The 26,495-nt window shown below is 43.3% G+C and carries 22 protein-coding genes and 1 tRNA gene; 14 read left to right on the forward strand and 9 right to left on the reverse strand.

Translation table 11 applies throughout. The annotated features are described in order from the left end of the window. Nucleotides 1-292 precede the first annotated feature (292 nt). From RDK53_RS00420 to RDK53_RS00435, 4 genes are all read right to left on the reverse strand, one after another. Entirely contained in the window at nucleotides 293-1,816 is a 1,524-nt protein-coding gene (locus tag RDK53_RS00420; protein WP_308512771.1) for an FAD-dependent oxidoreductase, read from the reverse strand. 96 nt (nucleotides 1,817-1,912) lie between these two features. After that, nucleotides 1,913-3,403, reverse strand: a complete 1,491-nt coding sequence (locus RDK53_RS00425; protein WP_308512772.1) for an FAD-dependent oxidoreductase — start codon at nucleotides 3,401-3,403, stop codon at nucleotides 1,913-1,915. After that, on the reverse strand, nucleotides 3,400-4,011 hold the full coding sequence (locus RDK53_RS00430; protein WP_308512773.1) for a response regulator: 612 nt from the start codon (nucleotides 4,009-4,011) through the stop codon (nucleotides 3,400-3,402). Before RDK53_RS00430 ends, RDK53_RS00425 begins: the two co-directional genes overlap by 4 nt. After that, on the reverse strand, nucleotides 3,998-5,452 hold the full coding sequence (locus RDK53_RS00435) for an ATP-binding protein (protein ID WP_374041547.1): 1,455 nt from the start codon (nucleotides 5,450-5,452) through the stop codon (nucleotides 3,998-4,000). Before RDK53_RS00435 ends, RDK53_RS00430 begins: the two co-directional genes overlap by 14 nt. Between RDK53_RS00435 and RDK53_RS12230 the strand changes: the two genes are divergently transcribed. The 3 genes from RDK53_RS12230 (at nucleotide 5,376) to ybaK (ending at nucleotide 7,781) form a co-directional block, all read left to right on the forward strand. Beyond that, nucleotides 5,376-5,708: a hypothetical protein gene (locus tag RDK53_RS12230; protein WP_374041549.1), complete on the forward strand. Its 333-nt coding sequence runs from the start codon at nucleotides 5,376-5,378 to the stop codon at nucleotides 5,706-5,708. The two genes, RDK53_RS00435 and RDK53_RS12230, sit on opposite strands and share 77 nt — an antisense overlap. 551 nt (nucleotides 5,709-6,259) lie before the next feature. Continuing rightward, entirely contained in the window at nucleotides 6,260-7,219 is a 960-nt protein-coding gene (gene ispH / locus RDK53_RS00440; RefSeq protein WP_308512775.1) for a 4-hydroxy-3-methylbut-2-enyl diphosphate reductase, read from the forward strand. 70 nt (nucleotides 7,220-7,289) lie between these two features. After that, the gene (gene ybaK / locus RDK53_RS00445; protein ID WP_308512776.1) at nucleotides 7,290-7,781 is read left to right on the forward strand and encodes a Cys-tRNA(Pro) deacylase; all 492 of its coding nucleotides are present in this window, start codon (nucleotides 7,290-7,292) and stop codon (nucleotides 7,779-7,781) included. Here the strand turns inward: ybaK and tsaD are convergent, their stop codons facing one another. Beyond that, nucleotides 7,782-8,798: a tRNA (adenosine(37)-N6)-threonylcarbamoyltransferase complex transferase subunit TsaD gene (gene tsaD / locus RDK53_RS00450; RefSeq protein WP_308512777.1), complete on the reverse strand. Its 1,017-nt coding sequence runs from the start codon at nucleotides 8,796-8,798 to the stop codon at nucleotides 7,782-7,784. Nucleotides 8,799-9,045: 247 nt separating this feature from the next. Between tsaD and rpsU the strand changes: the two genes are divergently transcribed. From rpsU to RDK53_RS00475, 5 genes are all read left to right on the forward strand, one after another. Continuing rightward, a complete protein-coding gene (rpsU, locus tag RDK53_RS00455; protein ID WP_008811706.1) occupies nucleotides 9,046-9,258 on the forward strand; it encodes a 30S ribosomal protein S21 in 213 nt (70 codons plus the stop codon). A 20-nt stretch (nucleotides 9,259-9,278) separates the two neighbouring features. Then, on the forward strand, nucleotides 9,279-9,725 hold the full coding sequence (locus RDK53_RS00460; protein ID WP_066590867.1) for a GatB/YqeY domain-containing protein: 447 nt from the start codon (nucleotides 9,279-9,281) through the stop codon (nucleotides 9,723-9,725). A 69-nt stretch (nucleotides 9,726-9,794) separates the two neighbouring features. After that, on the forward strand, nucleotides 9,795-11,723 hold the full coding sequence (dnaG, locus tag RDK53_RS00465; RefSeq protein WP_308512778.1) for a DNA primase: 1,929 nt from the start codon (nucleotides 9,795-9,797) through the stop codon (nucleotides 11,721-11,723). 271 nt (nucleotides 11,724-11,994) lie between these two features. Next, nucleotides 11,995-14,496 carry an RNA polymerase sigma factor RpoD gene (gene rpoD, locus RDK53_RS00470; RefSeq protein ID WP_308512779.1) on the forward strand — a complete coding sequence of 834 codons (2,502 nt, stop codon included), beginning with the start codon at nucleotides 11,995-11,997 and terminating at the stop codon, nucleotides 14,494-14,496. 236 nt (nucleotides 14,497-14,732) lie between these two features. Continuing rightward, nucleotides 14,733-14,809, forward strand: a tRNA-Ile gene (locus RDK53_RS00475). A gap of 101 nt (nucleotides 14,810-14,910) precedes the next feature. On the opposite strand, the gene RDK53_RS00480 is transcribed toward RDK53_RS00475, so the two are convergent. Both RDK53_RS00480 and RDK53_RS00485 read right to left on the reverse strand, forming a co-directional pair. Further along, nucleotides 14,911-15,489: a flavodoxin gene (locus RDK53_RS00480; RefSeq protein ID WP_308512780.1), complete on the reverse strand. Its 579-nt coding sequence runs from the start codon at nucleotides 15,487-15,489 to the stop codon at nucleotides 14,911-14,913. A 32-nt stretch (nucleotides 15,490-15,521) separates the two neighbouring features. Further along, entirely contained in the window at nucleotides 15,522-16,481 is a 960-nt protein-coding gene (locus RDK53_RS00485) for a DUF362 domain-containing protein (protein ID WP_308512781.1), read from the reverse strand. A 482-nt stretch (nucleotides 16,482-16,963) separates the two neighbouring features. Here RDK53_RS00485 and RDK53_RS00490 point away from each other — a divergent pair, with 482 nt between their 5' ends. The 5 genes from RDK53_RS00490 to RDK53_RS00510 all read left to right on the forward strand — a co-directional run bounded on the left by RDK53_RS00490 (nucleotide 16,964) and on the right by RDK53_RS00510 (nucleotide 22,083). Next, entirely contained in the window at nucleotides 16,964-17,929 is a 966-nt protein-coding gene (locus RDK53_RS00490) for a manganese-dependent inorganic pyrophosphatase (RefSeq protein WP_308512782.1), read from the forward strand. A 134-nt stretch (nucleotides 17,930-18,063) separates the two neighbouring features. Further along, nucleotides 18,064-18,996: a hydroxymethylbilane synthase gene (gene hemC, locus RDK53_RS00495; RefSeq protein WP_308512783.1), complete on the forward strand. Its 933-nt coding sequence runs from the start codon at nucleotides 18,064-18,066 to the stop codon at nucleotides 18,994-18,996. A 277-nt stretch (nucleotides 18,997-19,273) separates the two neighbouring features. Next, on the forward strand, nucleotides 19,274-20,026 hold the full coding sequence (locus tag RDK53_RS00500; protein WP_308512784.1) for a uroporphyrinogen-III synthase: 753 nt from the start codon (nucleotides 19,274-19,276) through the stop codon (nucleotides 20,024-20,026). Nucleotides 20,027-20,101: 75 nt separating this feature from the next. After that, nucleotides 20,102-21,718: an NAD+ synthase gene (locus RDK53_RS00505; protein WP_308512785.1), complete on the forward strand. Its 1,617-nt coding sequence runs from the start codon at nucleotides 20,102-20,104 to the stop codon at nucleotides 21,716-21,718. 26 nt (nucleotides 21,719-21,744) lie between these two features. Next, a complete protein-coding gene (locus RDK53_RS00510; RefSeq protein ID WP_066590876.1) occupies nucleotides 21,745-22,083 on the forward strand; it encodes a P-II family nitrogen regulator in 339 nt (112 codons plus the stop codon). A 45-nt stretch (nucleotides 22,084-22,128) separates the two neighbouring features. Here the strand turns inward: RDK53_RS00510 and RDK53_RS00515 are convergent, their stop codons facing one another. Next, on the reverse strand, nucleotides 22,129-22,773 hold the full coding sequence (locus RDK53_RS00515) for a Smr/MutS family protein (protein WP_308512786.1): 645 nt from the start codon (nucleotides 22,771-22,773) through the stop codon (nucleotides 22,129-22,131). Nucleotides 22,774-22,780: 7 nt separating this feature from the next. After that, the gene (gene trxB / locus RDK53_RS00520) at nucleotides 22,781-23,743 is read right to left on the reverse strand and encodes a thioredoxin-disulfide reductase (RefSeq protein WP_308512787.1); all 963 of its coding nucleotides are present in this window, start codon (nucleotides 23,741-23,743) and stop codon (nucleotides 22,781-22,783) included. A gap of 93 nt (nucleotides 23,744-23,836) precedes the next feature. On the opposite strand from trxB, the gene RDK53_RS00525 reads away from it, so the two are divergent. Then, nucleotides 23,837-26,278 carry a DNA translocase FtsK 4TM domain-containing protein gene (locus tag RDK53_RS00525; protein WP_308512788.1) on the forward strand — a complete coding sequence of 814 codons (2,442 nt, stop codon included), beginning with the start codon at nucleotides 23,837-23,839 and terminating at the stop codon, nucleotides 26,276-26,278. Nucleotides 26,279-26,495 lie beyond the last annotated feature (217 nt).

Consider the following 26,495-nt stretch of genomic DNA (forward strand, 5'->3'; position numbering starts at 1 on the left):
GAAATAAAATTGTTTAAAACTTACCCTCAGCAAATTCAGAAAGTGAAAAGGCTAGGGACTAAAACACCAAATTATACGTTGTTTTCTTTCACTTTGCATAACTTCGGGAAAAAATTTCTAAACTCCTGGAGTCCTCACTCTGCCAGACTTTGGAAAGTTTCGGAAATATCATGTTGCAAATGAAACGGTTGTTTTTAGTAAAAGTCCCTTTTGAATAACTTTTTATATTATTTGTATTTTCTAAGGCAAAGGGACATCGTACGGATGTCCCTAGCGAAAGAAGAAAAACTACTTATTGGTTGATTGGTTTGTTTTTAGCAATTAATTTCCCGATATAACGACCTATTGTTAAAGAAGCTCCAATGCTATTACCGCTTAGATAAGAGTCACCGTGGACACCTCCTAAAGCTTCACCCACTGCGTAAAGATGTTTAATTGGTTTGTCATAGACGTCAACAATTTCTAAGGATTCGCCTGGTTTGAGTCCACCAAGGTTTGCCATTGCAACATACTGAGCTTTGAAGCCGTAGAAGGGGCCTTTTTCGAAACCTCCTTTTAGAGCTTTTCTGTCAAACTCTAAATCTTTGCCTGTTTTGACGTAACCATTGTAGTCAGAGATAGTCTTTAGCAAGTTTGCTTTGTTAATGCCTAATTTATCAGCCAATTCCGCAATGGTATCTGCCTTTTTCGCAAAGATTTTATTTTCTTCAAGTTCTTTATTGAAGCGTTCCTGGCTCCACCCAATAACTTGAGTCTTGTCTTTGTCCATGAAGCTCTTTAATTGGGCCTCAGTTGCTATAACAAATGTTTTGTCGTAGCCTTTGCGTGAGGCTGCAATTCCTGCTGTAGTAGCACCTAGTTCGTCCCGTACAAAACGCTTTCCATCGGGCCCGACAGAAATAGAGCCGTATATATTCATAATGTGGCCACGGAAAATTAATCCACGACGTTTTTCTTTGTCGACTGGCACCCCATAGCAGTATACCGCTCCATTACCCATGAACTGTGTTTGAGCACCGATCTTCTGAGCCATTCTCAGGCCGTCTCCCTGCGCAGACGGACCGGCACAACTCAAGGCACCTTTAAAGTCAGGCAGATAGTTATCAACTAGTTTTCCATTACTCATAAAACCACCAGTGGCAATGATCACTCCTTTGGTTGCCTTAATGAAAAACGGTTTCTTATCTTTGATACATTCAGCTCCTAGGACTTCGCTTCTATCTTCATTAGTAATGAGCTCTTTGGCGGGGCAAGAGGTAACGATTTGAATTCCTAAAGCATCCGCACGTTTTTTCAGAGCTTCAATGTGACGAGCTCCCGTCTGGGGGACTCCTAGATCGTGAGTTCTTAAAACACCATAGGCAGGGTTGGGCATAAGGCGGAATGGTAAACCCATTCCACTTAACCAATCGATGGTTTCACCAGAGTGTTCCGCATAAATTTTGACCAGAAGTGGATCATTCTTTTGATGTCCTCCTTTCATGATCTCCTCTGCAAAGACTTTTGCTCCAGGATCTTTAACTCCATTGTCCTTCATAACGCGGGATCCAGATGCGCTGAATTGTCCCATAGAATAAGTTGTTGAGTTTAAGAATAAAGTGGGATTCTTTTCTACAACTATGACTTTGCCTGCTCCGGCTTCTTTTGCTGAAACTGCAGCGGCCATTCCTGCTGCGCCCCCTCCAAGTACAAGCACATCACAAGTTTCACTCCATTTTGTGGGTGCTGTGGCAGCTAAGGATTTTTTTGTTGTTAAAGCAGTGCCAATAAAAACTGCTGATGTTGAAATAAAGCTACGCCTTGAAAGTTGAGACATTTTTTTCTCCTTGGTTAAGTCATTTAACTCAAGAAGTATTCTGAACTTTCCTGTTTTTTTTACCTCACCTCAACGGGTGAGACAGAGAGTTGATTTTTATCGCTTGTAAGTCAGTAGATATTCTGCAGCTTCACGTCCTGCAATCCGTCCAAAAACAAAGTTTCCTGTCATTTCTGTTCCCGCAACCTTATCCTCTCCATGGAGTCCTCCAACTACTTCCCCGCATGCGTAGAGTCCTGGTATAGGTTTTCCGGATTTGGACAAAACCTGAGAGTGATTATTTATCGTGATTCCTCCAAGTGTTGAATGAATACCAAGTTGTTCTTTTCCGACATAATATGGAGGAGGCGGGAGAATTCTGGCATTCTGGGCTATTTCTATTTCATCATCAACTTCCCCTGTCACCGCTCTATTGTATCTATCTATAGTTTTTCGAATTTCTTCTAACTGAACGTTAAGTTCTTGAGCTAATTCTTTATAGTCGTTAACAACTTTCAATAAGCCCGTCAAAAGTTTGTATTCAATATTCTCAGTTTCTTCCCCGTGCTGAGGGGTGATAACCCAATAATACTTCTCAGGTATTTTCTGAACAGCTTTTCGGAGCTCCTGCCACGAGCATCCCTCCCTTACAAACCTTTTTCCTCTGGGGTCAACGAAGATATCCCATCCGGACTCCAAAATCGTTCTTCCTCCGACATTTGGAATGCACTGAATTGAATCCATATGGGATAGAGCAATATTGTGTTTCTCAGCAATTATGATTGCATCGCCTGTAGCTCCGTCATATAAATTTCCATGGGGGTTAAAATTAGAAATCATCCCTTCGGTTTGGCCAGGGGCATATTTAGCCAGTAATTCGGCATTAGCTGTAAAACCTCCGGTAGCTATGACCAAAGCTTTTGCTCTAACTTGTTTGAGGAGCTTGCCTTCGGGAGTATTTTGTTCAATCAAAACACTTTCCAGTCTTTCATCTTTTCCGATAATAAAATCTTTAAGAGAGGTCTCCAGATAGATCGGTACATTTTTCTCTTTTAACTTTCTTAGAGGAGCCATAACGTAATCGTATCCGCTCTTTGGATTTAAACTTTTGAAGCCCCGAATATGAGGACAACCATAAATTGCCCCGACTTTTGGTCTCCATTTAACCCCTAACGTTCTCATCCACTCTAGAGCCGAACCGCTTTGTTCCGTTAAGGTTTTCACAAGCTGTGCATTATTGTTCTTACCTATGGCCATTATTTGAGAAAACATTAATTCCGGAGAGTCTTCTATTAATTGCTTTTTCTGTAATTCTGGCCAAACCGCAGCTACCGTTCCAGTACTTGTAATTGTATGGCCTCCGACAATGGGTGCCTTATCAATAACAATCAAATCTCTAATTCCGTTTTCTGCCGCTGATATGGCAGCGCAAAGACCTGCTCCTCCAGTTCCCGCGACAATAAGTGAAACTTCATCAGGTAAATCTGCATGAACGGCCTCTGATCTCTGCTTTTTAATTGGTACCTCTCTCGAGAAGGCAGAGTTAGACAATGAAAATTCAAGTATCGCCGGTGACAGAAATAGTCCATTAAAACTACGACGCTTCATTTCAATTTCATCAATAAATGAGTTAACTCAACAGCTGTCTTTACTCCTAATTTTGCAAAACAGTTCGATCTATGTGTTTTAACGGAGTTCAAAGAGACGTTCAATTTGTCCGCAATGTTTTTGTTCAGTACTCCTTGACTAACTAACAAGGCTACTTCTTTTTCTCTTTCTGTAAGCAATAAAAACTTTTTCTTTATTTCGTCCTCTTCACGGCTTTTTTGCGTGGGAGATAAACTCTTGGCCACAGCTTGAACAATGGATTCTCTAAGAGTATTTGGATCGACAGGTTTTTCCAAAAAAGTCTCGGCCCCTGCGGACATGGCCTGAACCACTTTGGGAATTGTTCCTGTCCCTGAAAGAAAAATTATCGGCAACCTACAACCTCTCTGGCGGAGGACTTTTTGTAATTGGAGGCCATCCATCCCTGGCATTGTGAGATCCACCACCATACAGCCAGGGGAATCCCATGATCCGGCGTGTAAAAACATTTCTGCGCTTGCAAATTCTTTTACTTCCCAATTAAGGGTTCTTAAATAGGCAGCTACACTGGATCTCACTTCTTTGTCATCGTCTACAAGAATTATTCTTATTGAGTTAGTTTTTGTCATTTCTTTGAACCTCGTCAATTGAAGCAACCTCGAAAGTGATGATCACTTTGATGCCTCCAGTATCTATTTTTTTATATACAACGGCAGCATTATTATTTTCCGCAATAGATTTGATCAAAGAAACTCCTAATCCTAATCCTCCTGAAGAGGAAGGAAGGGAGGGCATAGAGGAATTTAAGAGCTGAAGAAAAGAATCATCTAGGATTTTTCCTGCGTTTGTTACGTGAACCTCTACTTTTGGATCTCTTTCTATATTATTGTTTTCAATCCTAATTACCACATCAGAGCCTTTGCCTTCTTGAGTCGATGCTGTAACGGCATTTTTAATCAGATTCAAAAACATTAAACGAATTTCAATATCCGAACAAACGACGTCTGCTTCTGTAAAGAATTCCAATTTAATTGAGGCAGGATTTTCCGCATGGTCATCTTGGAAATCTTGAACGGCTCCTCTAACGATGTCATTTAGTTTGAAAACGCCATGTGGAAGCGCCTCATTTTTTGCATAGTTTCGAACTCTGTCAACAATTGTGGATATTCTTTTCAGTGCATTTTCTTGTGCTTCAATTGAATCGGCACTTTGTTCGTCTTCATTTAAAAGTTCATTTAATCGTAATTTCAGCACTGCCATATGATTAGCGCAAACTGTTAAGGGTTGTTTGAGTTCGTGAGCGACCAAACGAGATAGCCCCGACACAACATTGTTGTGTTCGAGAATGTTGACTCTTTCTCTAGTTTCCATCAGATTTTGATGTAATTTGATTTTTTCTTGGCTCAGGTCTCGAACTTCTTTTGTTTTTTTCTCAACCATCTTCTGCAATCTTCTCTCGTTAAGTAAAAGGAGGCACAGAAGAACGAGACCACTTATGAACCAATTTTTGTAGTTTTTCCATAAACCTCGTATTCCTTGATCTCGAAGATAGGAATATGGTCCTATTTCTAGAGTTTTCAATAGATCATCCAAAGAAGTAAAGTCAGATAGATTAGACCATTCATATCCTTCGACCTCTGGCATTGAGAGAACGGCTTTAGCTGCAATCTTTGCATCTTCCTGGGTACACTTTAGAGTAGCTAGAAGTGTAAGGCCTGGAAATAATTCGGTTGACCTGAGACAAGCAGATTCCGTATTTTTTAATTTTCCCACCGGCTTGAATCTTCCGGCAGGTATAAGTCCGACGCTTTCAGCTTCCTCTAAACGGCAAATATTTATGAATCCAACATCGGCCTTGTCATTTAAAAGTGTGTTTAATACATTAGGTGTATCGTGTTGGAGAAACTTGACCTCTTTAAAGAATTTATAAGGATCTTCAACTCCATTTTCTCTTTTAATTTCTCCGATCACCGCGAGCCAAGCTCCCAAGTCCGTGGGTAATGTTGTTGCAACAATCTTTCCTTTTAAGCTTTTCCAATCCTCAATGTCATTTCTATCTTTCTTGGTAATAGCTAAACCGCCAACGGAAAGACCGTGCTTTTCTGTCTTTCCTGCTTTTGTTTTAACGGCAATCCTTCGTTCTTTTATCTCTGGTTTCGAAAGTGAAAAAGACGGCGGTGCAATTAAAAAATCAAACTTTTCTGATAAACCAGAACTCAGAATCTCGGAATCAGGGGCGTTTTCTACTTCAACTTTTCTAGGAGCAAAAGCCTTTCGTAAGCTTTCCACTGTTGCTAGTGTAAAAGAGGATGAAAGACCAGAATGAAAGTAATCAACTAGACCTATGCGGATAGAACTCTCTCCCCTTGCTAAAAGAGGTAAGGAAAGAAAAAGCACAAGCAAAATTCTCATTTAGAAAATTCTAGAAAAGAGGCACATGATTTAATTTTAAAGAGGAGGGCGGTTTTTGTTTTCGTCTTTTTCTGCAAAATGTTCGCCATGCTATTTCTATGGGGCTTGATTCATTCCATATTTTCTATGGGAAAGATGCTCTGTCAATTTATTTCTAAAGAGAGTAAAGGTTTAGAACGGCTTTAAAAGAAAAAACTAAAAGCTGAAAAGGTCGTCAATTTAAGTGGAATTAGAAGAAAATACCAACAGCACAAGGAAGCTTACTAAAACAAATAAGTGATTAATGAACTTTTCATCGTACGTTTGCTCATTAATGAAGATCGAAAAAGAGTTCACTATTTAAAATTTCTATGCAACTAGATGGAAAAGACTGTCATAAGAAGACATGTTACATACTTACAGTAGCCATAAAAATTTAAGATTACCGTGTCTGGACTAAAATCGAGGATTCACTCGGAGAGACCAATGAAGATAATACTAGCTCAGCCACGCGGATTTTGTGCCGGAGTAGAAAGGGCCATAGAAATTGTTGAAAGAGCACTTGAAGTCCATGGGGCTCCTATTTATGTACGCCATGAGATCGTTCATAACAAATATGTCGTTAATGCTCTAAAGCAAAAGGGCTCGATTTTTGTCAATGAAATTGACGAAGTACCCGATGGCTCCGTTTTAATTTTTTCTGCCCACGGAGTTCCAAAAAAGGTAGCGGAAAAGGCAGCTTCTCGAGATTTAGTTATCTACGATGCCACTTGTCCCTTAGTAAGAAAGGTTCATGCAGAAGTCTCAAAAATGCATAAAGCCGGTTATGAAATCATTATGATCGGCCACGTTGGCCATCCGGAAGTGGAAGGAACCGTAGGTCAGGTTGATCAACATGTCGAAGTAGTGGAATCAGCCGAACAAGTCGAAAACCTTCAACTCAAGAATCCTGAGAAAGTTGCCTATGTCAGTCAGACTACTATTTCCTGCGACGATTCTAAAGTTGTTATTAATGCGTTGAAGAGGAAATATCCAAAGGTGCTAGAGCCCAAGAAAGCGGATATATGCTATGCCACTCAGAACCGTCAAGATGCCGTAAAAGAACTGGCTAAGCGTTCTGATCTGATTTTAGTTGTAGGAAGCAAAACAAGTTCGAACTCCAATCGCTTGCGTGAAGTAGCCGAAGGGGTAGGCACCAAGGCTTATTTGCTTGATGACGCTTCTGAGATTGATCCGGGTTGGCTTAAAGGTGTAGAAAGTATCGGAATTACAGCCGGTGCAAGTGCTCCGGAGATTTTGGTTGAAGAAATTATTGAAAGACTCAAAGAATTTGAACCTTGTGAAGTAATCGCAATGGAAGGCGTAGAGGAGAACGTAGAATTCCCGCTTCCCAAAGGCCTATGGAAAAAAGATCTTGAGGAAGCAAAATCTCAAAATAAGGTGTAATTTGGCGTAAAAGAAGCGAAAAGGAATAAGTTCACGGTTTAAAAAACATTCTCCAAATCAAGAGTTCAACATGACTAAAAAGAAAACAGTTTCTGAGACTCCTGCTACGGCTTGGCTTAAAGCAAAGAAAGTTCCTTATGAAGAAGGTATTTACGAATACGTCGAACATGGCGGCACTAGCCAAGCGGCACAATGTTTCGGAGTAGATGAGCATAATGTCGTCAAGACCTTAATCATGCAGGATGAACACGAAAAACCGTTAGTAGTTTTGATGCATGGAGACTGTGAAGTCTCGACAAAGAATCTAGCTCGAGAAATCGGTAAAAAGCATATTCAGCCCTGCAAACCCGAAGTTGCCCAAAGAAATTCCGGTTACCAGGTCGGAGGAACCTCTCCCTTCGGAACGAAGAAGAATATGCCGATCTATGTAGAGGAAAGCATTCTCAGCTTGCCCTTCATTTACATCAACGGCGGCAGAAGAGGATTCAACGTCAAACTCGATCCGAAGATTTTGGTGGATGCTTTAGGCGCAACGCCGGTCAATTGCGCCAATCCGAAGTAATCATTGGAAACCTTCAAGCTGCCACTTCGGTTTAATTGAGAAGCCCTCCTTCGGGAGGGTTTTGATGTTTTGAAGATGACTTGCGGCTGCAGCTGCAATCATGGCGCCGTTATCCGTGCATAAAGCCAGAGGAGGAAAGTAGACCTTAACGCCGATTTTCTTACAGGCTTTAATTAATCCTTCGCGCAGTTGTTTGTTTGCACTGACGCCGCCCGCAACGACTAAAGACTTATAGCCGGTTTTCTTAAGAGCTTTAACGGTTTTCTTGACGAGAACTTCAGTGACGGAATCAACAAAAGCTCTGGCAAGGTCATTTTTAAAGGATTGAGCTGATGGATCTTCAGCCAATCTAATGGTATTCATGACTGCGGTTTTTAAGCCGGAAAAACTGAAATCAAGGTTGTCGGCATGAAGCAGGGGTCGCGGAAGGTTAATGGCACCCGGAGTCCCTTGTTCCGCAAAGCGAGACACGGCTGGGCCTCCCGGATAGCATTCTCCAAGCGCCTGAGCGGTTTTATCGAATGCCTCCCCGACGGCATCATCTAATGTTTCGCCAAGCAGTTCATATTTACCGGGAGAAGCAACCTTCATAATTTGGGTGTGTCCTCCCGAGACGAGCAGGGCAATAAATGGGAATTTAAGATCTTCTCCGGCGAGCAGACAAGAGTAAAGATGCCCTTCCATATGGTGGACCCCGATGACGGGGATGTTTAACGCCAAACCGATAGCATAACCTACGGAGGTTCCCACCAAAAGAGCACCCGCAAGTCCCGGTCCTTCGGTTACCGCGACTGCGTCAATATCTTTTTTGGAGATGTTAGCTTCGGCAAGAACTTGATCAAGCAAAGGAATGATTCGTCTGATATGGTCACGGCTGGCGAGTTCGGGAACGACACCTCCATAGAGTTTGTGCATATCAATTTGTGAGTGAAGAGCTGCGCCGAGCAGTCCTTTTTCGGAATCATAAAGCGCTACCCCGGTTTCATCACAGCTGGATTCAATTCCTAAAATAATCATGTTTTTGCCTTATAAGAAGAGAGTCAATTCTAATCTTCTAAGAAAGTCCAAGGAACAGAATAATCTCAAAAGGTGAATTTCTTCTTCGTTACATAAAAAATACATATTCTCAAAAGAATCAAAGGAAAAAATTCTGAATTTGGATTACAATTGCAAACTTTCGAGTCATATAGAAGTCAGTTTGAATTTCTATAGTTGACTCAAACAAGTACACTTTTTAGTTAATTAATTTTAGTTTAGGTGCTAGATGCCCACTATTCGCGTTAAAGAAAACGAACCGTTTGAAGTTGCTCTCCGCCGCTTCAAGCGCACTATTGAAAAGAGCGGCTTGCTCACAGAGCTCCGCGCCCGTGAGTTTTATGAAAAGCCAACTGCAGAACGCAAGCGCAAAAAAGCCGCTGCTATCAAGCGTCACTACAAGCGTCTCCGCAGCATGATGCTTCCTAAGAAGCTTTACTAATCTTTTTTCGCAGATCTACGATGAGTTTAAAAGATCAAATTACAGCTGATATGAAAGCTGCTATGCGTGCTCATGAAGCAGCACGTCTTAGTACGATCCGTCTTCTGATGGCTGCTATTAAGCAGAAAGAAGTTGACGAACGCATCGTTGCTGATGATGCAGCTATCCAACAAATTATCGCTAAACTTATCAAACAAAGACGTGATTCTGTTGAGCAATACAGAGCCGGCGGCAGAGATGATTTGGCAGATAAGGAAGCCTTTGAGATTGAAGTTTTAAGTGCTTATCTTCCTAAGCAGATGAGCGATGAAGAGATCGCTGCTGTTGTTGATGAAGTGCTCAAAGAAAACGGACTCAGCGGTATGGCTGCCATGGGAAAGGCAATTGGCTTAATTAAACCTAAAGTAGCTGGAAAAGCTGATATGGGTAAAGTAAGCGCTTTAGTCAAAGCGAAATTAGCTCAGTAGTTTCTTTCTTACACCTATACAAGCCTCGTTGGGTAACGCCTTCGAGGCTTTTCTTTCAGAGGACGCACCGTGTTCATTGCTCAATCGTTTATAAAAGATTTGCTTGAAAGAGTAGATATCTTTGATACGATTAATCGCCGAATTACTCTCAAAGTAAAAGGCGAGAACGGATGGGCATGCTGTCCTTTTCATAACGAAAAAACCTCCAGCTTTTCCGTCAGCAGGCAGAAACAGTTCTATCACTGCTTCGGTTGCGGAGAACACGGGAATGCAATTTCATTCCTGATGAAGTACGAGGGCTTGGACTTTACCTCGGCCGTTGAGAAACTTGCTCAAGAAAACGGTTTGCAAGTCCGCTATGAAGGTAATCCGGTAAAGAGAAATCCGGAAGCTCCTCGCTTAGTGGATCTCATGGGTAAAGCTCAAGAGTATTACCGCTCGAAGCTTCAAACCAACCCATCAGCTCTTAAATACATAACTGACCGCGGATTGACGGCGGAAACTATTGAAAAATTCGGAATTGGATTTGCTCCTGACAACTGGCGCAATCTTTCGGAAATCTTTGGCTCGGCCAATACTAAATATTTAATCGAAGCAGGTCTGCAAAGAGAAGGAAAGAACGGCAACGAACCGTACGATTTTTTCCGTAATCGGCTGATGTTCCCGATCCGCAATGTGCGGGGACAAGTTATTGCTTTCAGTGCCCGTACCATGACGGGCGAAGAGCCGAAGTACATCAATACCGGTGAGACTCCTATTTTTAAAAAAGGAAGTGAAGTTTTTGGTCTGTACGAGGCTCAGCGCTTTATTCGAGAAAAGAATCGTGCGATTGTGGTTGAGGGCCAAATGGACGTCATTCAACTTTCTCAGGCCGGATTCAAAGAAGCTTGTGCTCCACTTGGAACGGCTATTCGCTCGGAGCATGTCGAAAGACTGCTGAAGGTAACGGATCATATTATTTTTTCTTTTGACGGCGATAATGCCGGAAGAAAGGCGGCCCGAAGAGCAATGGAACTGACTCTGCCTTTACTTAAAGAAGCGCAGAAAGCGTCCTTTTTGTTTCTTCCCGAAGGAGAGGATCCGGACAGCTATGTCAAAAATTACGGGGCTCCCGAATTTGAGAAATTGCTTTCTCAGGCCCAGCCGTTATCGTCGTATCTAATTGATAACCTCTCCGAGGGGCTTGATCTGAAAGTTCCGGAAGATAAGAGTGAGTTTTTATCGGCAGCCGCGCCCCTGGTTCGTTCGATATCTAATTCTTTGTACCGCAGTGCGGTTCTGAGTAATATCGCCAAGGCCGCGGGCGTCAATGATGTACGAGTTCTTGCTGCACAGCTGGGAGTTTCTTTGCCTGCGGCAGCTGCGGCCCCGGAAAGAAGGTTTCGAGGAGGAGGTTTCCAGCCTTGGATTCCTCAAAATGCAGCCCACTCGAACTACGGATTTCAAAAAAGAAGAGTAGCGCCGGAAAAGAACCGTCTTCTGAGAACGGTACTGAGAAATTTTGTTCTCTTTCCTCAGCTGGCAGTGCTTTATGAAAAAGCAGCGACAGAATTGTTTTCTACTATAGAAAATGAGACGGCTCAAACCATTCTCAGTCTCATAGCGATTATTTTCAAGGAGAGCGAAGACGGCTATTCAATTCAAAACTCTTTGATTTCAATCCCGGATCCGTTATCTCCTCAATTTGAAGAGACGGTTGAAGCCGCAAGATCTTTGATTCTGACGATTGTTTCGCTGGAAGAAGGCAAAGAAATGATTCAGGAAGAATTAATCCGCGGAAGAGATTTGGGCACCAATTATTTTGCGGCTGAAAAAGAGACTCAAACAATATTTTATAAATTTGAGTTAGAACACATAGAGGAAGAAAAGAAGAACTTGCTCTCCGGGGAATTGACGGAAGAGGATAAGGATCTTTTGAGGGTTTATCAAAACAAAGCCAAGCTTCTTAAAGCGCAAATCCAAGATTTAACGAAAAAGATCAGCAAGGATTTGCAATAGTAGAAATATTTTGTTACTAAATGAATTCTTGTTTGTGATATAATTAGAAGTTTCAGAGGTAATCTCTGAGTATTGTCGCCCAGGAGATCGCGAAAGATCGGAGGCATTTTAACCCTTAAGGAAGTTCTTGAGCAAAGCAGTAAAGGCCGAGAAAGGCAGCAGGTATGCGTATTAGCTTTGACAAAGAATGGAATTAAGGTATTGCTGCAAGTGTTCGTTTAGAAAAGAAACTTGTTATGCAAAGACAATTAGTCAAATTGAAGGTGAAAGAATGGCGACTGCCAAAAAATCTACTTCTACTAAATCAACTACAACAAAATCAACTACAACAAAAGCAGCTGAAGACAACGCAGAGAAAGTTGAGGCTGCAAAGGCCGTAAAAACCGCAGCAGCTGCAGAAACTAAACCTAAAAGAAGAACCACTAAAAAAGCCGTTAAGGAAGAAGAGACCGCAGCAGCAGTTGAAGCAACACCAGCTAAGTCTACCCGTAAGAGAGCAGTAAAAACTGCTGAAGCCGAAACTACAACAGCACCTGAGACAGCTGCAGAAGCAGCTCCAAAGAAGACTCGCGGCCGCAAGCCGGCAGTAAAGACAGCTGAGGCAGCTCCTGCAGAAGCAGCCGAGAAGAAGTCCACACGCGGACGCAAGAAAGCTGTTAAGGAGGAATCGCCTGCAGAGGATGTTGAAGCCGCTGAAGAGCCGGTAGTTAAAAAATCCACACGGGGCAGAAAGCCGAAAGCTGATTCTGCCAAAGCTTCTAAGACATCAAGAGCTTCCAAATCCAACGAAGACGATTTAGTTGGAGAAGCCGATGATGACGCCTATGATGAAGAGGTTGCGATTGCAGAAGCTTACGTGCCTCCAACATCACGCCGCGGCCGTGGAAAAGGTGCAAAAGACAAAGCCATGAAAGAGGCTATTTCCAGAAGCTTCAGTCATCATGACGAAGACAGTAAGGAAAACAGACTCAACAAGCTTCGTGCACTTATCCGCATGGGTAAAGAAAGAGGTTATTTGACTTACTCTGAAGTCAATGACCACATGCCGGAAAATATTGTTGAACCGGAACAGATTGACCAGATTGTTTCCACTCTGGCTGACTTGGGTATTCAGGTTTACGAACAGGCACCGACTGCTGATGATTTGTTGATCGGAGATTCTGTTCCGACAGCAACGGACGATGCTGCTGAAGAAGAAGCAGAAGCTGCATTGGCTACCGTTGACCCGGAATTCGGCAGAACAACTGACCCGGTCCGTCTCTACATGAGAGAAATGGGTTCCGTTGAATTGCTGACTCGTGAGGGCGAAATTGAAATCGCAAAGAGAATTGAGGATGGTCTCAAGCACATGGTTCATGCGATTTCCGGCTGCCCGACTACCATTGCGGAAATTCTTGAAATCGGACAAAAGGTTCGTGACGGTCAGATTCAGATTGACGAGATCGTAGACGGTTTGGTTGACGGTCTTGATGATGAAGTAATCAATCAGCCTGAAGACGATGACGAAAGTACCGATATCGGTGCTTCCGGTATGACTGCAGGTCAGCTTGACGAACTCAAGACACGAGTTCTCGAAAAGCTGGACCACTGCACCGCTTTGTATGAGAAGCTTAAAGAAGCCTATCAGAAAGACGGATATCGCTCCGAAGCTTACATCAAAGCTCAGAATGAAATCCAGGAAGAACTTCTTACCTTACGTTTTACAGCCAACACCGTTGAGCGTTTGTGCACTCTTCTGAAGACACAGGTTGAAGGGGTAAGGAAGGTTGAATCTCGTATTTACGACATCATGGTTAACAGAGCCAAGATGCCGAGAGACTACTTCCTTGACAACTTCTTCAGCAAAGAAACTCAGTTGGAATGGACGACCGCGGAAGCCAATTCCGGTAAGCCTTATGCTTCAGTGCTGCAGCGCAATCTTCCGGAAATCCAGCAGCTGCAGTCTCAGCTGGCTACCGTTCAGAACCAAGTTACCCTTCCTTTGAAGGATCTCAAGGATGTCTACAATCAAATGGCCACCGGCGAAGCAAAAGCCAGAAAGGCCAAGAGAGAGATGACAGAAGCTAACCTTAGATTGGTTATTTCTATTGCTAAGAAGTACACCAATAGAGGTCTTCAGTTCTTGGACTTGATTCAGGAAGGCAACGTCGGTTTGATGAAGGCTGTGGACAAGTTCGAATACCGCCGCGGATATAAGTTCTCTACCTATGCCACATGGTGGATTCGCCAGGCTATTACACGTTCCATCGCCGATCAGGCTAGAACCATTCGTATTCCTGTTCATATGATTGAGACCATCAACAAGATGAACAGAATTTCCCGCCAGATTCTGCAGGAAACCGGGGTTGAGCCGGATCCGTCAGTACTGGCTGAGAAGATGGATATGCCGGAAGATAAGATCCGCAAGATCCTTAAGATCGCCAAGGAACCAATTTCTATGGAAACTCCGATTGGTGATGACGAGGATTCACATCTTGGCGATTTCATTGAAGACGTTGGAACTGTTGCACCTGCCGAAGCAGCTCAGCATTCCAGCCTTCAGGAAATCACCAAAGAGGTTTTGGATTCTTTGACTCCGAGAGAAGCCAAGGTTTTGAGAATGCGTTTCGGTATTGAAATGAATACTGACCACACTCTCGAAGAAGTCGGCAGACAGTTTGACGTTACTCGTGAAAGAATTCGTCAGATTGAAGCTAAAGCACTTCGCAAGCTTCGTCACCCAAGCCGCGCTGAAAAGCTCAAGAGCTTCTTAGAAGGCGGCAGTGATTCATAATCATTGTTCTTAAATACAAAAAACCGAGACATCAAACTCTCGGTTTTTTGTTGCCGGCGGTTCGAGTATTACTTAGGCAGTCAAGAAGAGGAGGTCGAATTTTTCTGACAGACAGGTCGGAAAGATTCACTCAAATGTTACCCATAGTCAGTCCATCAGTCAGAATGTTGGATTTGAATGAATCGGTGACTTCTGATAAAATTCACGCTCTTTCGAGAAAAGATCAACTTTTCTCAGGCCCCATAGCTCAGTTGGTTAGAGCAGTCGACTCATAATCGATTGGTCACTGGTTCAAGTCCAGTTGGGGCCACCACTCTCCCACTTTTCTCCATTCATCATCACTCCTGAATATCACTCAGTAGAAAAGGCAATAAGAAAAAAAGTCGTAAATTTTGTGAGAATCTCGGTTTCGATCTACTTCTTTTCTGTATATCCGACTTCTTTGAGCCAATTTGAAATGAGCCTGGGAGCTGACGATGTTTGAGAGGAGTGGATCCACAAACTGCGTGGAAGAAAGTCACCTTTTGGAATCAGTCGGTGAGCATCGCGTTCAACTCTGGATATTCCGCTGCTGGCACTCGAGACAATAAGTCCCAACTTTTTTCCTTCCAACTCATTGGCATTGTTATATAAAAAAGTTTGCATAGGCGCTGCCATCTGACTCCACCAGAGAGGCGTTCCTATAATGATGAATTCATAGGAAGAAAAATCTATTTTTGTAGGTTCAATGGGAGGATAGGATTTTGAATCATTTGGATTTCGACGAATTCTATCGATTAAATCACTTCCGAGTGAATAGTTATTGGCGGCATAATTAAGTCCTTTTTGCATTGGTTCGACCTTAACCAGATCAGCTCCTGTTTCAGCCTTAACAGTTTCGGCAATCTTTTCAATATTTCCGCTGAAACTATAGAAGATCATCAAAGTTTTGGCTTCGGCATAAGAGACAGCCGTACTTAAACCTAACAATGCGGTAATTAATAATTTTTTCATAGATTAATCTCACAGTCATAAGAGTAAAAAAATTAGATTTCTTTAACGAGATATTTTCTGTTTCCTGCTCCAATTGAAGATAAGTATTCCAGCTGGAGGAATCCTCTGTCGATTTTGACTTTTGTTGAGTACCGGTCATATTTTTCCGGTTCTAGCCCGTAAATGAGATCGACAGCTGCCTGATCTGCCGCCAGAAGGTCTAATGAACCAACTATGCCAAGAGAGCCGTTGTTGACCTTTGTTCCTTCCAGAGGTTGTACTGAAATGTCGGATAACACATTGATGAAAAGAAGACGGTTCCCCATCGCATCATGAATGCCTTTGGAGGCATCCGCTAACCTCCTAAAAAAGCCCGGATCGCGCTGAACGCTATGACTGTGAACTTGAGTCTTTCCTTCTCCGCTTGCAAGACCAATACCTACGTTCTTGCATGCTCCGGAGAATCCGGCGAAGCTAGGAATCCTAAAGTTAGCCGTGACGGCTACGCAACCGTATTCTTTCAAAAGTGCTGTTGGAACTGAGATCTCTTTCAGCTCTTTACCGCCATCAATTGGAACGAAAGTAAATTCACTGTTACGGTCAAGGATATCAAGCTGAGTAGGAGATATGCCTTGGGAAGTAATGGCTCGAATATTTCCAGGGGTATTGCCTCTTCCCGACGGATAAAGAGAAGCATAGTTGCACTCTACGAACTTACTGTTAGGAATATGCTTTTGGAGCGCTTTCCATAGTTCTCGATTATTGTCGACATCATCACCGTGAAGCTTGATTCCTGTAAGGCCCCCACGGTCAGGAATTCCGGCATCCTTTCTTAATCGGTCATAAATGTCGATGAAGTTGTTTGAGCTGACATTTTTTGCAAAGTACACAACAGGCAAGTCTTGAGTATTTGAATGTGAAGTATCTGCGGCAAATACTGACCTTTCTAAGATAGGGAGAGTGCAAGTGGCTAAGAGTAAAGTTCTACGCGATATTCCCTGGTTTTCTTTCATGACATTCGTCCTTCCAAAATGATTTGGCCTCAAGGAAATGAAAAAGGTTGCGTCTCTTCTATTCAAAAGTTGAAGATTTTCCTAACGAGGATAGTGAAACAGTAGGCAGCTGAAGGAAGGATTGCTGAATTACCGTTTTATCTCCAAACTGAATTCAAATCATTTGAAAGAAGATGAAATCTTCAGTCCTTGTTTGGACTTATCTTATGGAACCGTGAGAAAAATATCCAATGATTTGTTTTCATAAGCATTCATACCTAAAACGCATAAATAACTGTCCTAGCAGAAGGCTAAAGGACGAGCTTGTTTTGAGCTTGAAAGAACTTTCGCTTACACACTTTCTTGATTCCTTGATTTCATGAGCAGTAACCTTAATTAGAAGAGCCGTCAGAGCCGTTTCCTTTGTTCAACTAAATATCCAATTCTGCTAAAATTTTTAGATTGTCTGCCTTTATAAGACACCTATAAATTTGGAAAAATCAATGTCAGAATTAACTAAATTTCCCGGAGCTTTTACAGCCCCTATTCAAAGTGAAAATGGTCCTATCTACGTATTAGGCCACAAGAACCCCGATACAGATTCAATCGTCGGTGCAATTGCTGCTGCTAATCTTTACAAAGGCAGAGGCTATGATGTCAAGCCGGTTGCTCAAGGAAAACCAGCTCCTGAAACAGCTTTCGTATTAGAAAAGTTTAATTTAGAAGCTCCTGAAGTTATTTCCAGCGTTGCAGGCAAAGATTTCTTCTTGGTTGACTACGCAGACCTCAAACAAGCTCCTGAAGACTTCAAAGAAGGAAGACTTCTTGGAATCGTTGACCATCATAAACTTGGTGATGTAAGTTCCGATTCTCCTTTGGAATGCTGGATTTGGCCGGTTGGATCATCCAACACTATCCTCAAAGTCATGCATGACTTCTATGGAGTTGAGCTTCCAAAGAACATCGCCGGTGCAATGTTGTGCGCCATTCTTTCCGATACTTTGATTTTTAACAGCCCGACAGCTACTCCATTGGACAAAAAAGTTGTTGAAGAGTTGGCTAAGATTGCTGAAGTTGAAGATATTGAAGCTCTTGGCATGGAAATGTTCAAGGCAAAGAGCAATCTCAATGACACTCCAAAGGCACTTCTTAACCGCGATTTCAAAGATTTCGAAATGGGTGAAAAGAAGATTGGCATCGGTCAGTTGGAACTCATTGCTGAAGATATGGTTACTCCTGAACTTAAAGCTAAACTCATTGAAGAAATGGACAAGGCTAAAGAAGAAGGAAGAGATGACGTTGTTTTGGTCATCACTGACATTCTCAAGAAAGGTTCCAGATTAATGGTTGTCGGACCTGACGCTGCTTCCATCGCAGAAACTTTAGGCGCAGATGCTGATATGTGGATGGATGGTGTTTTGAGCCGTAAGAAACAGATTGTTCCACCATTACAGAAAAAATTCGCTTAATCATTTCTAGCTTAAGGCCTGCCTCCGTGCAGGTCTTTTTCGAAGAGCGGAAATGTTGTCAATCTTCGAAAAAGATTAAGCAGTAGTTAAAATCGGTTGGCTAGACTTGGTCAACTTTGATAGAGAAAAGAAATATGACTTCAAAAAAATGCGTTATTGCTACTAGAGAGAGCCCATTGGCTCTTTGGCAGACCAAGTTTGTTCAATCACTCCTCAAAGAAAAATATCCTGATCTGGATGTTGAATTATTAGGCATCACCACAAAAGGAGACAAAATCCTCGATGTGACACTTTCCAAGATCGGAGGCAAAGGTCTCTTTGTTAAAGAACTTGAAGTCGCAATGCTTGAGAAAAAGGCAGATCTTGCCGTTCATAGTTTGAAAGACGTACCGATGGTACTTCCGGAAGAATTTGAACTCGGAGCCGTTCTTAAAAGGGAAGATCCGAGAGATGCATTTGTTTCCTCGAAATATAACAGCCTTGAAGAGATGCCTTACAACGCCGTTGTCGGCACAGCCAGTTTGAGAAGAGAGCTGATACTTCGTGCTAGATTTCCTCACTTGAAAGTTAAAACTATCAGAGGAAATGTGGGCACTAGACTTGCCAAACTTGATAACGGCGAATTTGATGCTCTTGTTATGGCAACGGCAGGTCTCAAGCGCCTTGGCATGACTGACAGAATTAAGACAATTATTCCTGCTCCATTGTCTTTACCTTCTCCCGGACAAGGTGCTATCGGCATTGAAATCCGAAAAGGGGATAAGGAAACTGCTGAATTGATATCCTTCCTTAACAACGAAGAAACACGTCTTTGCACCAGAGCTGAGAGAGAAGTTTCTCGCGCCTTGGGCGGTTCTTGCCAGGTTCCTTTGGCTGCCTATGCAACAATCGATGGAGACCAAATGCACCTACGCGCTTTGGTGGGCAATCACAAGACCGGAGAACACATAAAGGCCGATGTCTTCGGTCCGGCAAATGAACCGGAAAAGAATGCTCAGAAAGCACTGCGCATCCTTAGAGAAAATGGTGCTGAAGAACTTTTGAAAGAAGTTTTAGAAGAAAAATAAAATTGTTTTTTCCTTCTCGATTGATAGAAGGAAGAAAAGTTCTTTCCTGTTCTAAAGAATTGAGAACATTTCAGTTTCCAAGTTCTGAACTTGCCTGAGCTGTTCTCAAAGTTTTCTAAAGTCGGCTTTTCTGTATGCTTTCTCTCCAAGGAAGTTCCGTTGTGTATTAAAAGCAGGCAGAGCGCTGAAACAGGATCAGCATTCCGATACCGAAAGACAAGCTGACCTAGATCCTCGATTATCCGATTGACTTAGAAGTTGTTTTGGGAGATTCTCGATGAAGAAAGTTATTTTGACTAAACCTGGAAATGCTTCAAAAGAGATTTCTAAACAGCTGGAAAAGGCTGGTTTGCCAAAAGATGCGCTATTAGTTTGGCCTGCTTTTTCTTTTCGTAAGCCTGACGCTCCTGACACGAAAACTATTCTCAAAGAGGCAGACTTAGGAGCTGTCCTTGTCGTCGTTAGTCCGACGGCGGCTCAATTCCTGTATGACCAACTTCCAAATTTGCCTAAGGATTCTCAATTTGCGGCTGTTGGAGAGCCCACAGCTAAGAAAATCGAAGCACTTTATAAACCTATTAAACCCGTAATTTTTCCGTCTGGAAGCGTCGACGTGAGCGGCAGTGAAAGGCTGTTCGAAGTATTCGAGGCTATGGGTTTGCCTGAAAGGGTCGTGATAGTTCGGGGACAAACCGGCCGAGAATATCTCTACGAAGCTTTACAGAAAAGAGGAGTCTCAGTAAGTAAGGCGGTTATTTATGAACGGGTTCCTTTTCAACTTTCAGTCTCGGAAAAAGCAAAAGTTTCTCCATCGGATGCTCTTATTGTTTTGGTTACCAGTACGGATGCAGTCAATCATTTATGGGAAAACTTGGGACAAGAATTTGTGGACTCTTTAAAAAAGGCAGTCTATTTTACAATTCACCATCGGATTGCCGAACGCCTTAAGAGCCTGGGTGCTGAGAAAATCACGATTTATGATTCAGCTAAAGATAATATTGTTCAGCTTATTGCAGATACAGCTTCTTGAAAGATTCCAACTAAAAAATCCTGAGAAGAAGGCTCAGTCTCTAAAATAAACGGATATTCTTTTGGATAAGAAAAGATGAAAACTTCCATTGCATTGTTTCAAATGAACTCCGTCTTGGGAGACTTTGAAGGAAATAAAAACAAAATTCTTAGTTTTTGTCTATCGCATAAAGACTGCGATATCGTTGTAACCCCAGAGTTATCGTTATGCGGCTATCCTCCGGAAGATCTCATTTTCCATAAGAGCTTTCTCCTTTCTTGTTTTGAGACAGCTCAACAATTAGTGGAGAGCTCAAAAGAATTTCCGAATATTCATCTTTTAGTTGGTCTTCCGGTTCAGGAAGGAGAAAAAATCTTCAATGAAGCTTTCCTCATCAAGAACGGACAATTATTAGGCTGCTATAAAAAACGCAATTTACCTAACTACGGTGTTTTTGACGAAAGAAGATACTTTACCGCAGGAAAAAACAGCGAACCTCTCGTGTTTGATGTAAATGGAACCAGGTTCGGAGTCAATATCTGTGAAGATATTTGGCATGCGGAAGCTCCGGCGTTGGCAAAGAAAGCCGGAAGTGAAGTCCTTTTGATCCTCAATGCTTCTCCGTTTGAGAAATACAAAAGGGAGCAAAGAATTGAATGCGTAGAAAAGAATGTCTGCGCTCAAGGGATGGATGCCGTATATGTCAATGCATGCGGTGCCCAGGATGAAATTATCTTCGACGGTTTCTCCTTTACCCGTGCCAAAGACGGTAAGGGCAGAGAAATGTCCGGCTTTGAAGCGTCCTCTATGCTTGCGGAAGCCGAGCACGGAGGACTCTTAGAAACCTCCTCCTTTGAGATTTCTCAAGGAATCGCTGATCTGTATTCCGGCTTGGTCTTGAGCTTTAAATCTTATATAGAGAATAACTCCTTCAAGGGTGTTGTTTTAGGGCTGTCAGGAGGAATTGACTCGGCTTTGGTCCTGAAAATTGCGGTAGATGCGGTTGGTGCCGATAAGGTTGAAGCCGTAATGATGCCGTCCAAATTTACTTCGGATATGAGCAAGACGGATGCCGCTGAATTAGCTTCCCGCTTAGGAGTTAAGTACTCCGTTATTTCCGTCGAACCAATGTACTTGGCTTTTGAAAACGCTCTAAAAGAGGAGTTCAAGGGATACGGCAGAGACTTGACCGAAGAGAACCTTCAAGCTCGTATTAGAGCCGTTATTTTAATGGCCATCTCAAATAAAAAAGGTTTAATGCTTGCTTCAACGGGCAATAAGAGTGAAATGGCCGTAGGATACTCAACACTATATGGTGATTTGGCAGGCGGCTTCTCCGTGATTAAAGACGTCTACAAAACGGAGGTCTATGCCATTTGCCATTGGATCAATAAGGTTTCTCCGAACCCGGTATTTCCCGAGAACATTCTTACGAGAGCCCCTTCGGCTGAACTCAGAGAAAACCAAAAGGATCAAGATAGTCTTCCCGATTATCCGACATTAGATGCGGTTTTAAAGCTTTATCTGGAAGAGAAGAAGGCTCTTCAGGAGATCGTTCAGCAAGGATTTGAAGAAGAAACCGTTAAAAAGATTATTAGGATGGTGAAAAGAGCCGAATATAAGCGTCGTCAAGGCCCAATTGGTCCTAAAATGACAGGTATGGCTTTTGGGAGAGATTGGAGATATCCCATCACCAATAAATATGAAGAATAACTTTAGAAATCAAATAGGAGTCCACAGTGAAACAGGTAGTAGCCATTATTAAGCCTTTTAAACTTGATGAAGTACGTGAAAGCCTTGCAGAGATTGGCGTTCAAGGGATGACAGTATCGGAAGTTAAAGGTTTCGGAAGACAAAAAGGTCATACTGAGCTTTACCGCGGTGCAGAATACGTAGTTGATTTCCTTCCAAAAATGAAGATTGAGTGCGTAGTGGATGACGCTCTTGTGGATTTAGCTATTGACGCTATTATGAAGGCCGCCCGTACAAACAAGATTGGCGACGGCAAGATTTTTGTGATGCCGGTTGAAGAAGTTATCCGCATCAGAACAGGCGAAACAGGAAACGCCGCTATCTAAAAGAAAAAGTCCGCATCTCGCGGACTTTTCAATATCTTTCACGAATTAAGGTGCGGACAGCAAGACAAGCAGCGCACCTTCACCTCCGTCATGTTCAGGGGCTTGCACAAAAGCCAAAACCTCTTTTTTCTGAACGAGCCAGACGGGAACTTTCTCTTTCAAGACAGGTTTTCTTCCAACAGAACCGAAGCCTTTTCCATGAATGATCCGAACGGCTCGATGGCCGGCCTTTCTTTGCTCATTCAGAAATAAAACTAAAAGCTGTTTGGCCTCATCCGAGGTATAGCCATGAAGGTCAAGAGAACCTTTTATGGACCATTTGCCTTGGTGAAGAAGCTTCGGGACATTCGGAGCCACGCCTTTCTGGTAATAAGAAATCCGATCGTCGCTGGCTAAAAGATGTTCAATACCGATTTGATCTGACAAAGAGTCTTCAAGCACTGCCTGATTATCCTTGTGAGTCTGTAAAGGTAAAGGAGCAGGCTTCGGACGATTAATGTCTGCTAAGTTTTTAGCGTAAGTCTGTTTGGAAACACCTAATTTTGACATTTCCTTTTCAAAGAACACTTGCTGTGCATGGCGTTCTTTCTTACGTTTTTCTTCTTCGAGACGCAGCCGTTCTCTTTCTTCAGCCTGCTTCTTCAATTCGTCCTTCAGTGAAAGAAGGGACGATAGATCTTTACCTTTCATCGTTGTTTTATGCCTTTCCGTTAGATTCCAGGAAGTTTAAGGCATCAAGGGCAGCCATGCAGCCGGAAGCTGCGGAAGTAATAGCCTGTCTGTATGTCTGGTCTTGCACGTCGCCGGCAGCAAAGACGCCAGGAACGCTAGTGGCCTGAGAAGTCTTAGTAGCAGTGCCCTTAGTAACGATGTAGCCGTTTTGAAGTTCTAATTGGCCTTCGAACAAGTCAGTGTTTGGTTTATGACCGATGGCGATAAAGACACCCATAACCGGAATATCTTCAGTCTGGCCGGTCTGAACATTCTTGATGCGGACGGCAGTAACTCCTGTAGCATCGCCCAAAATTTCATCGAGAGTGCAGAACTCGTGGAGGACGATCTTGCCTTCAGCGGCTACTTTCTTCAATCTGTCGACCATGATCGGTTCGGCACGATACTTATCGCGGCGGTGGATCATGTGAACCTTGGAAGCGATACCGGACAAATAAATGGCTTCTTTAATAGCAGAGTCGCCGCCTCCGACAATAGCAACTTCCTGGTTTTTGTAGAAGAAGCCATCGCATGTTGCGCAAGCAGAAACGCCTTTGCCTTTGAAAGTTTCTTCGCTTGGAAGACCTAAGTATTTAGCGCTGGCGCCGGTTGCAATAATGAGGGCGTCGCAAGTGTAATCACCATTATTGCCGGATAAACGGATCGGAGTTTCGTTGAGGTGAGCAGTGTGAATTTCATCAAAAACAATCTTTGTTTCAAATCTTTCTGCTTGCTCAAGCATTCTTTGCATGAGGGCCGGTCCCATAACTCCTGCAGGATCTCCGGGCCAGTTATCAACTTCTGTGGTGGTCATTAATTGGCCACCCTGTTCCATACCTGTAATGAGAGTAGGTTTCAAATTGGCTCTGGCAGCGTAAATAGCAGCGGTATAACCGGCAGGACCTGAACCGAGAACTAATACTTTGGAGTGTTCAACAATGGTGGACATTGATTTGTTCCTTTAAGATGTAAACTTTATAGGAACGAGATTATAAGTACTGTCGATAGAAATAATAAATGGACAGACAGCAGGTAGCACGCAATGAGTAATTCGATAAGTCAGAGTTTCCCGCCTTCAGGCATTGAGGTTTTTCGCCGTAAAGGTAAAGACGAACCCTCAAATGTTTCGAAAATTTTCGGTTCCGTCCTGTTTATTCTGTCACTTGTAGGAACAGTTTTTCTTACGCTGTCTTTGGCCACCTTCAGCGGTATGGATCCGGGATTTTCCATGGCCAACAGTTTTTCTCGAATCAGCAACGTTTTCGGAGTAGTCGGCGCTTGGGTTGCAGATTTGTTGTATTTGCTATTCGGCTGGTCGGCTTGGCTGCTTGTTGCCGGGGCTCTTTTTACCTTGATTCGTTCCGGACAGATGTTTTTTAACGGCATTTATCCGTATAAGTATCCCAACGGCTTGCGAGTTATTGCTTTTTTTCTGCTTATCGTCGCGAGCAGCACTCTCTTTTTTTTAAGGCTTCATTCTTTTTCTTCTGATTTGCCGGGTACTTCAGGGGGTGCAATCGGAAGTGCCATCGGGACCGCTCTTTTAACTGCAGTGGGCCTTAATATCAGCACAATTATCGCAGCCGTTTTAGTCGTACTGAGTTTCGGAATCTTCTTCAATTTTTCTTGGATAGAGCTGATGGAAGGTATCGGAAAAGGATGCGAATCTGTCTTGATGCGGTTTAGAAAGACACAAGAGACAAAAGAGGACGAAGAGGAGGGGATTGCTCAGCGCAAACTCAGAGAGGAGAAACTCAGTCACAGCCGTGAGACCGCTCCGGCCGAGAAATTGGCACCTCGTAAAGTCCCTGTTCCTACAATTCCTAATAAGGTGGAACGCAGTTCTATTAGAGAGATTAAAAAAGACCCGATCATCATTACTCATCACTCCGTTACTGAACCAATTCCTCCTGAGCCCGAACAAACAAAACTCGAGTTTGAAGAGACTCCAAATACTGACGCGTTGCTGGCTGGTCAGGTTCCTCCCGAACAAGAACAAAAAGAAGACTTTGTTCTTCCGACTTCCAATTTGCTGGAAGTGCCGCCCTACGATCGCCCGCAAATCAGCGAGGAAGAAGTTACGTTTACCTCTGACAGAATTGAACATATCTTGGCTACTTACAAGATTAAAGCCAAAGTGTTATCTGCGATGCGAGGCCCTGTCATTACGCGCTTCAAGGTGCAGCCCGGTGTCGGCATCCAGTCAAGCCGTTTCGTTAAGGTCTCTAAGGACTTGGCTCGAGGATTGGGACAGCCGAGCATCCGTGTTATTGAGAACTTGCGTGAAGTCGACTGTCTGGGTTTGGAAGTTCCGAATCCACCCGGCGCCGTGCAGATGATTTATCTTAGTGAAATTATCGGCAGCAACACCTTTAAGCTTGGAAAATCAAACTTAACATTAGCCTTGGGTAAGAACGTACAAGGTGACCCGGTCACTATTGATCTGGGCAAAGCTCCACACTTGCTTGTTGCCGGTACTACAGGTTCCGGTAAATCCGTCGGCATCAATGCCATGATTCTGTCGATGCTGTTTAAGAATACGCCGGATGAGCTGAAACTGATTTTGATCGATCCGAAAGAAGTTGAATTTGCGCCGTACGAAAAGATTCCGCATCTTCTTACACCGGTTATTACTGACATGATCCAGGCTGCCCACGCTCTGGACTGGGCCGTCCGTGAGATGGACAAGCGTTACAAGCTTATGAAGGCAGTGGGCGTAAGAAATTTTGCAAGCTTTAATGAAAAGATTGATCAGGCAAAAGAGGACGGTACATTTATTCCCAATCCGTTCAGCCTGACACCTGAGCAGCCTGAGCCTCTGAAGAAACTGCACTACATCGTCATTATCATCGATGAGTTGGCTGACTTGTTGATGACTAACGGCAAGCAGGTTGAAGGTTCTATTATGCGTTTGACCCAGAAGGCCAGGGCTGCGGGCATGCATTTGATTTTGGCTACTCAAAGACCGAGTACTGACATTGTTACGCCGATTATTAAAACGAACTGTCCGTCGCGCATTAGCTTCCAGGTTTCTAACCGCTATGACTCTATGACAATTCTCGGCGAACCGGGTGCCGAGGAACTGTTAGGCCGCGGCGATATGTTCTACATGAATCCAAGTACGCCGCTTCAGAGAGTGCACGGTGCGAATGTAACAGATAAAGAAATCGATGCTGTAACAAGCTTCATCAAAGCTCAGAGAGAACCTGAATATACCGACGGCGTGACAGATGCTCCGGAAGAAGAAGGAATGCCTGAGGATGAAATTGCGGCAAGACCGCCCGGAGGCGAAGGGGATCCTTTCTACGATCAGGCCGTGCAGATTGTCCTAGAGGACGGCAAAGCCTCGATTTCTTATCTTCAGAGAAAGCTGGGTGTCGGCTATAACCGCGCGGCTAAGCTTATCGAAGCGATGGAAGAAGCCGGTATCGTATCCAAACCTACAAGTACCGGAAAACGTTCGATTCTCAGAGGCCGAGAGTAGTTTTTATAAGATGCTCTGAAGGCTTGAGAAGAAAAAGTTGAAATGAATCTTGGCAGCCGTCTTTGCTGGAGACGGCTTTCTCACGGAAGGCAGAGAGCTTTGGGCTCTCTGTTTACCATTAAGTCCGTCGATTTTTTTGAGTGCGCTCGATTACTGAATACGTAAAGAAGGAATCGACGGCTCTCATGGAGTTCAAGCGAACTTTGTGCCGGTTCCT

The organism is uncultured Turicimonas sp. (assembly GCF_902477955.1).
GTDB lineage: Bacteria > Pseudomonadota > Gammaproteobacteria > Burkholderiales > Burkholderiaceae_F > Turicimonas.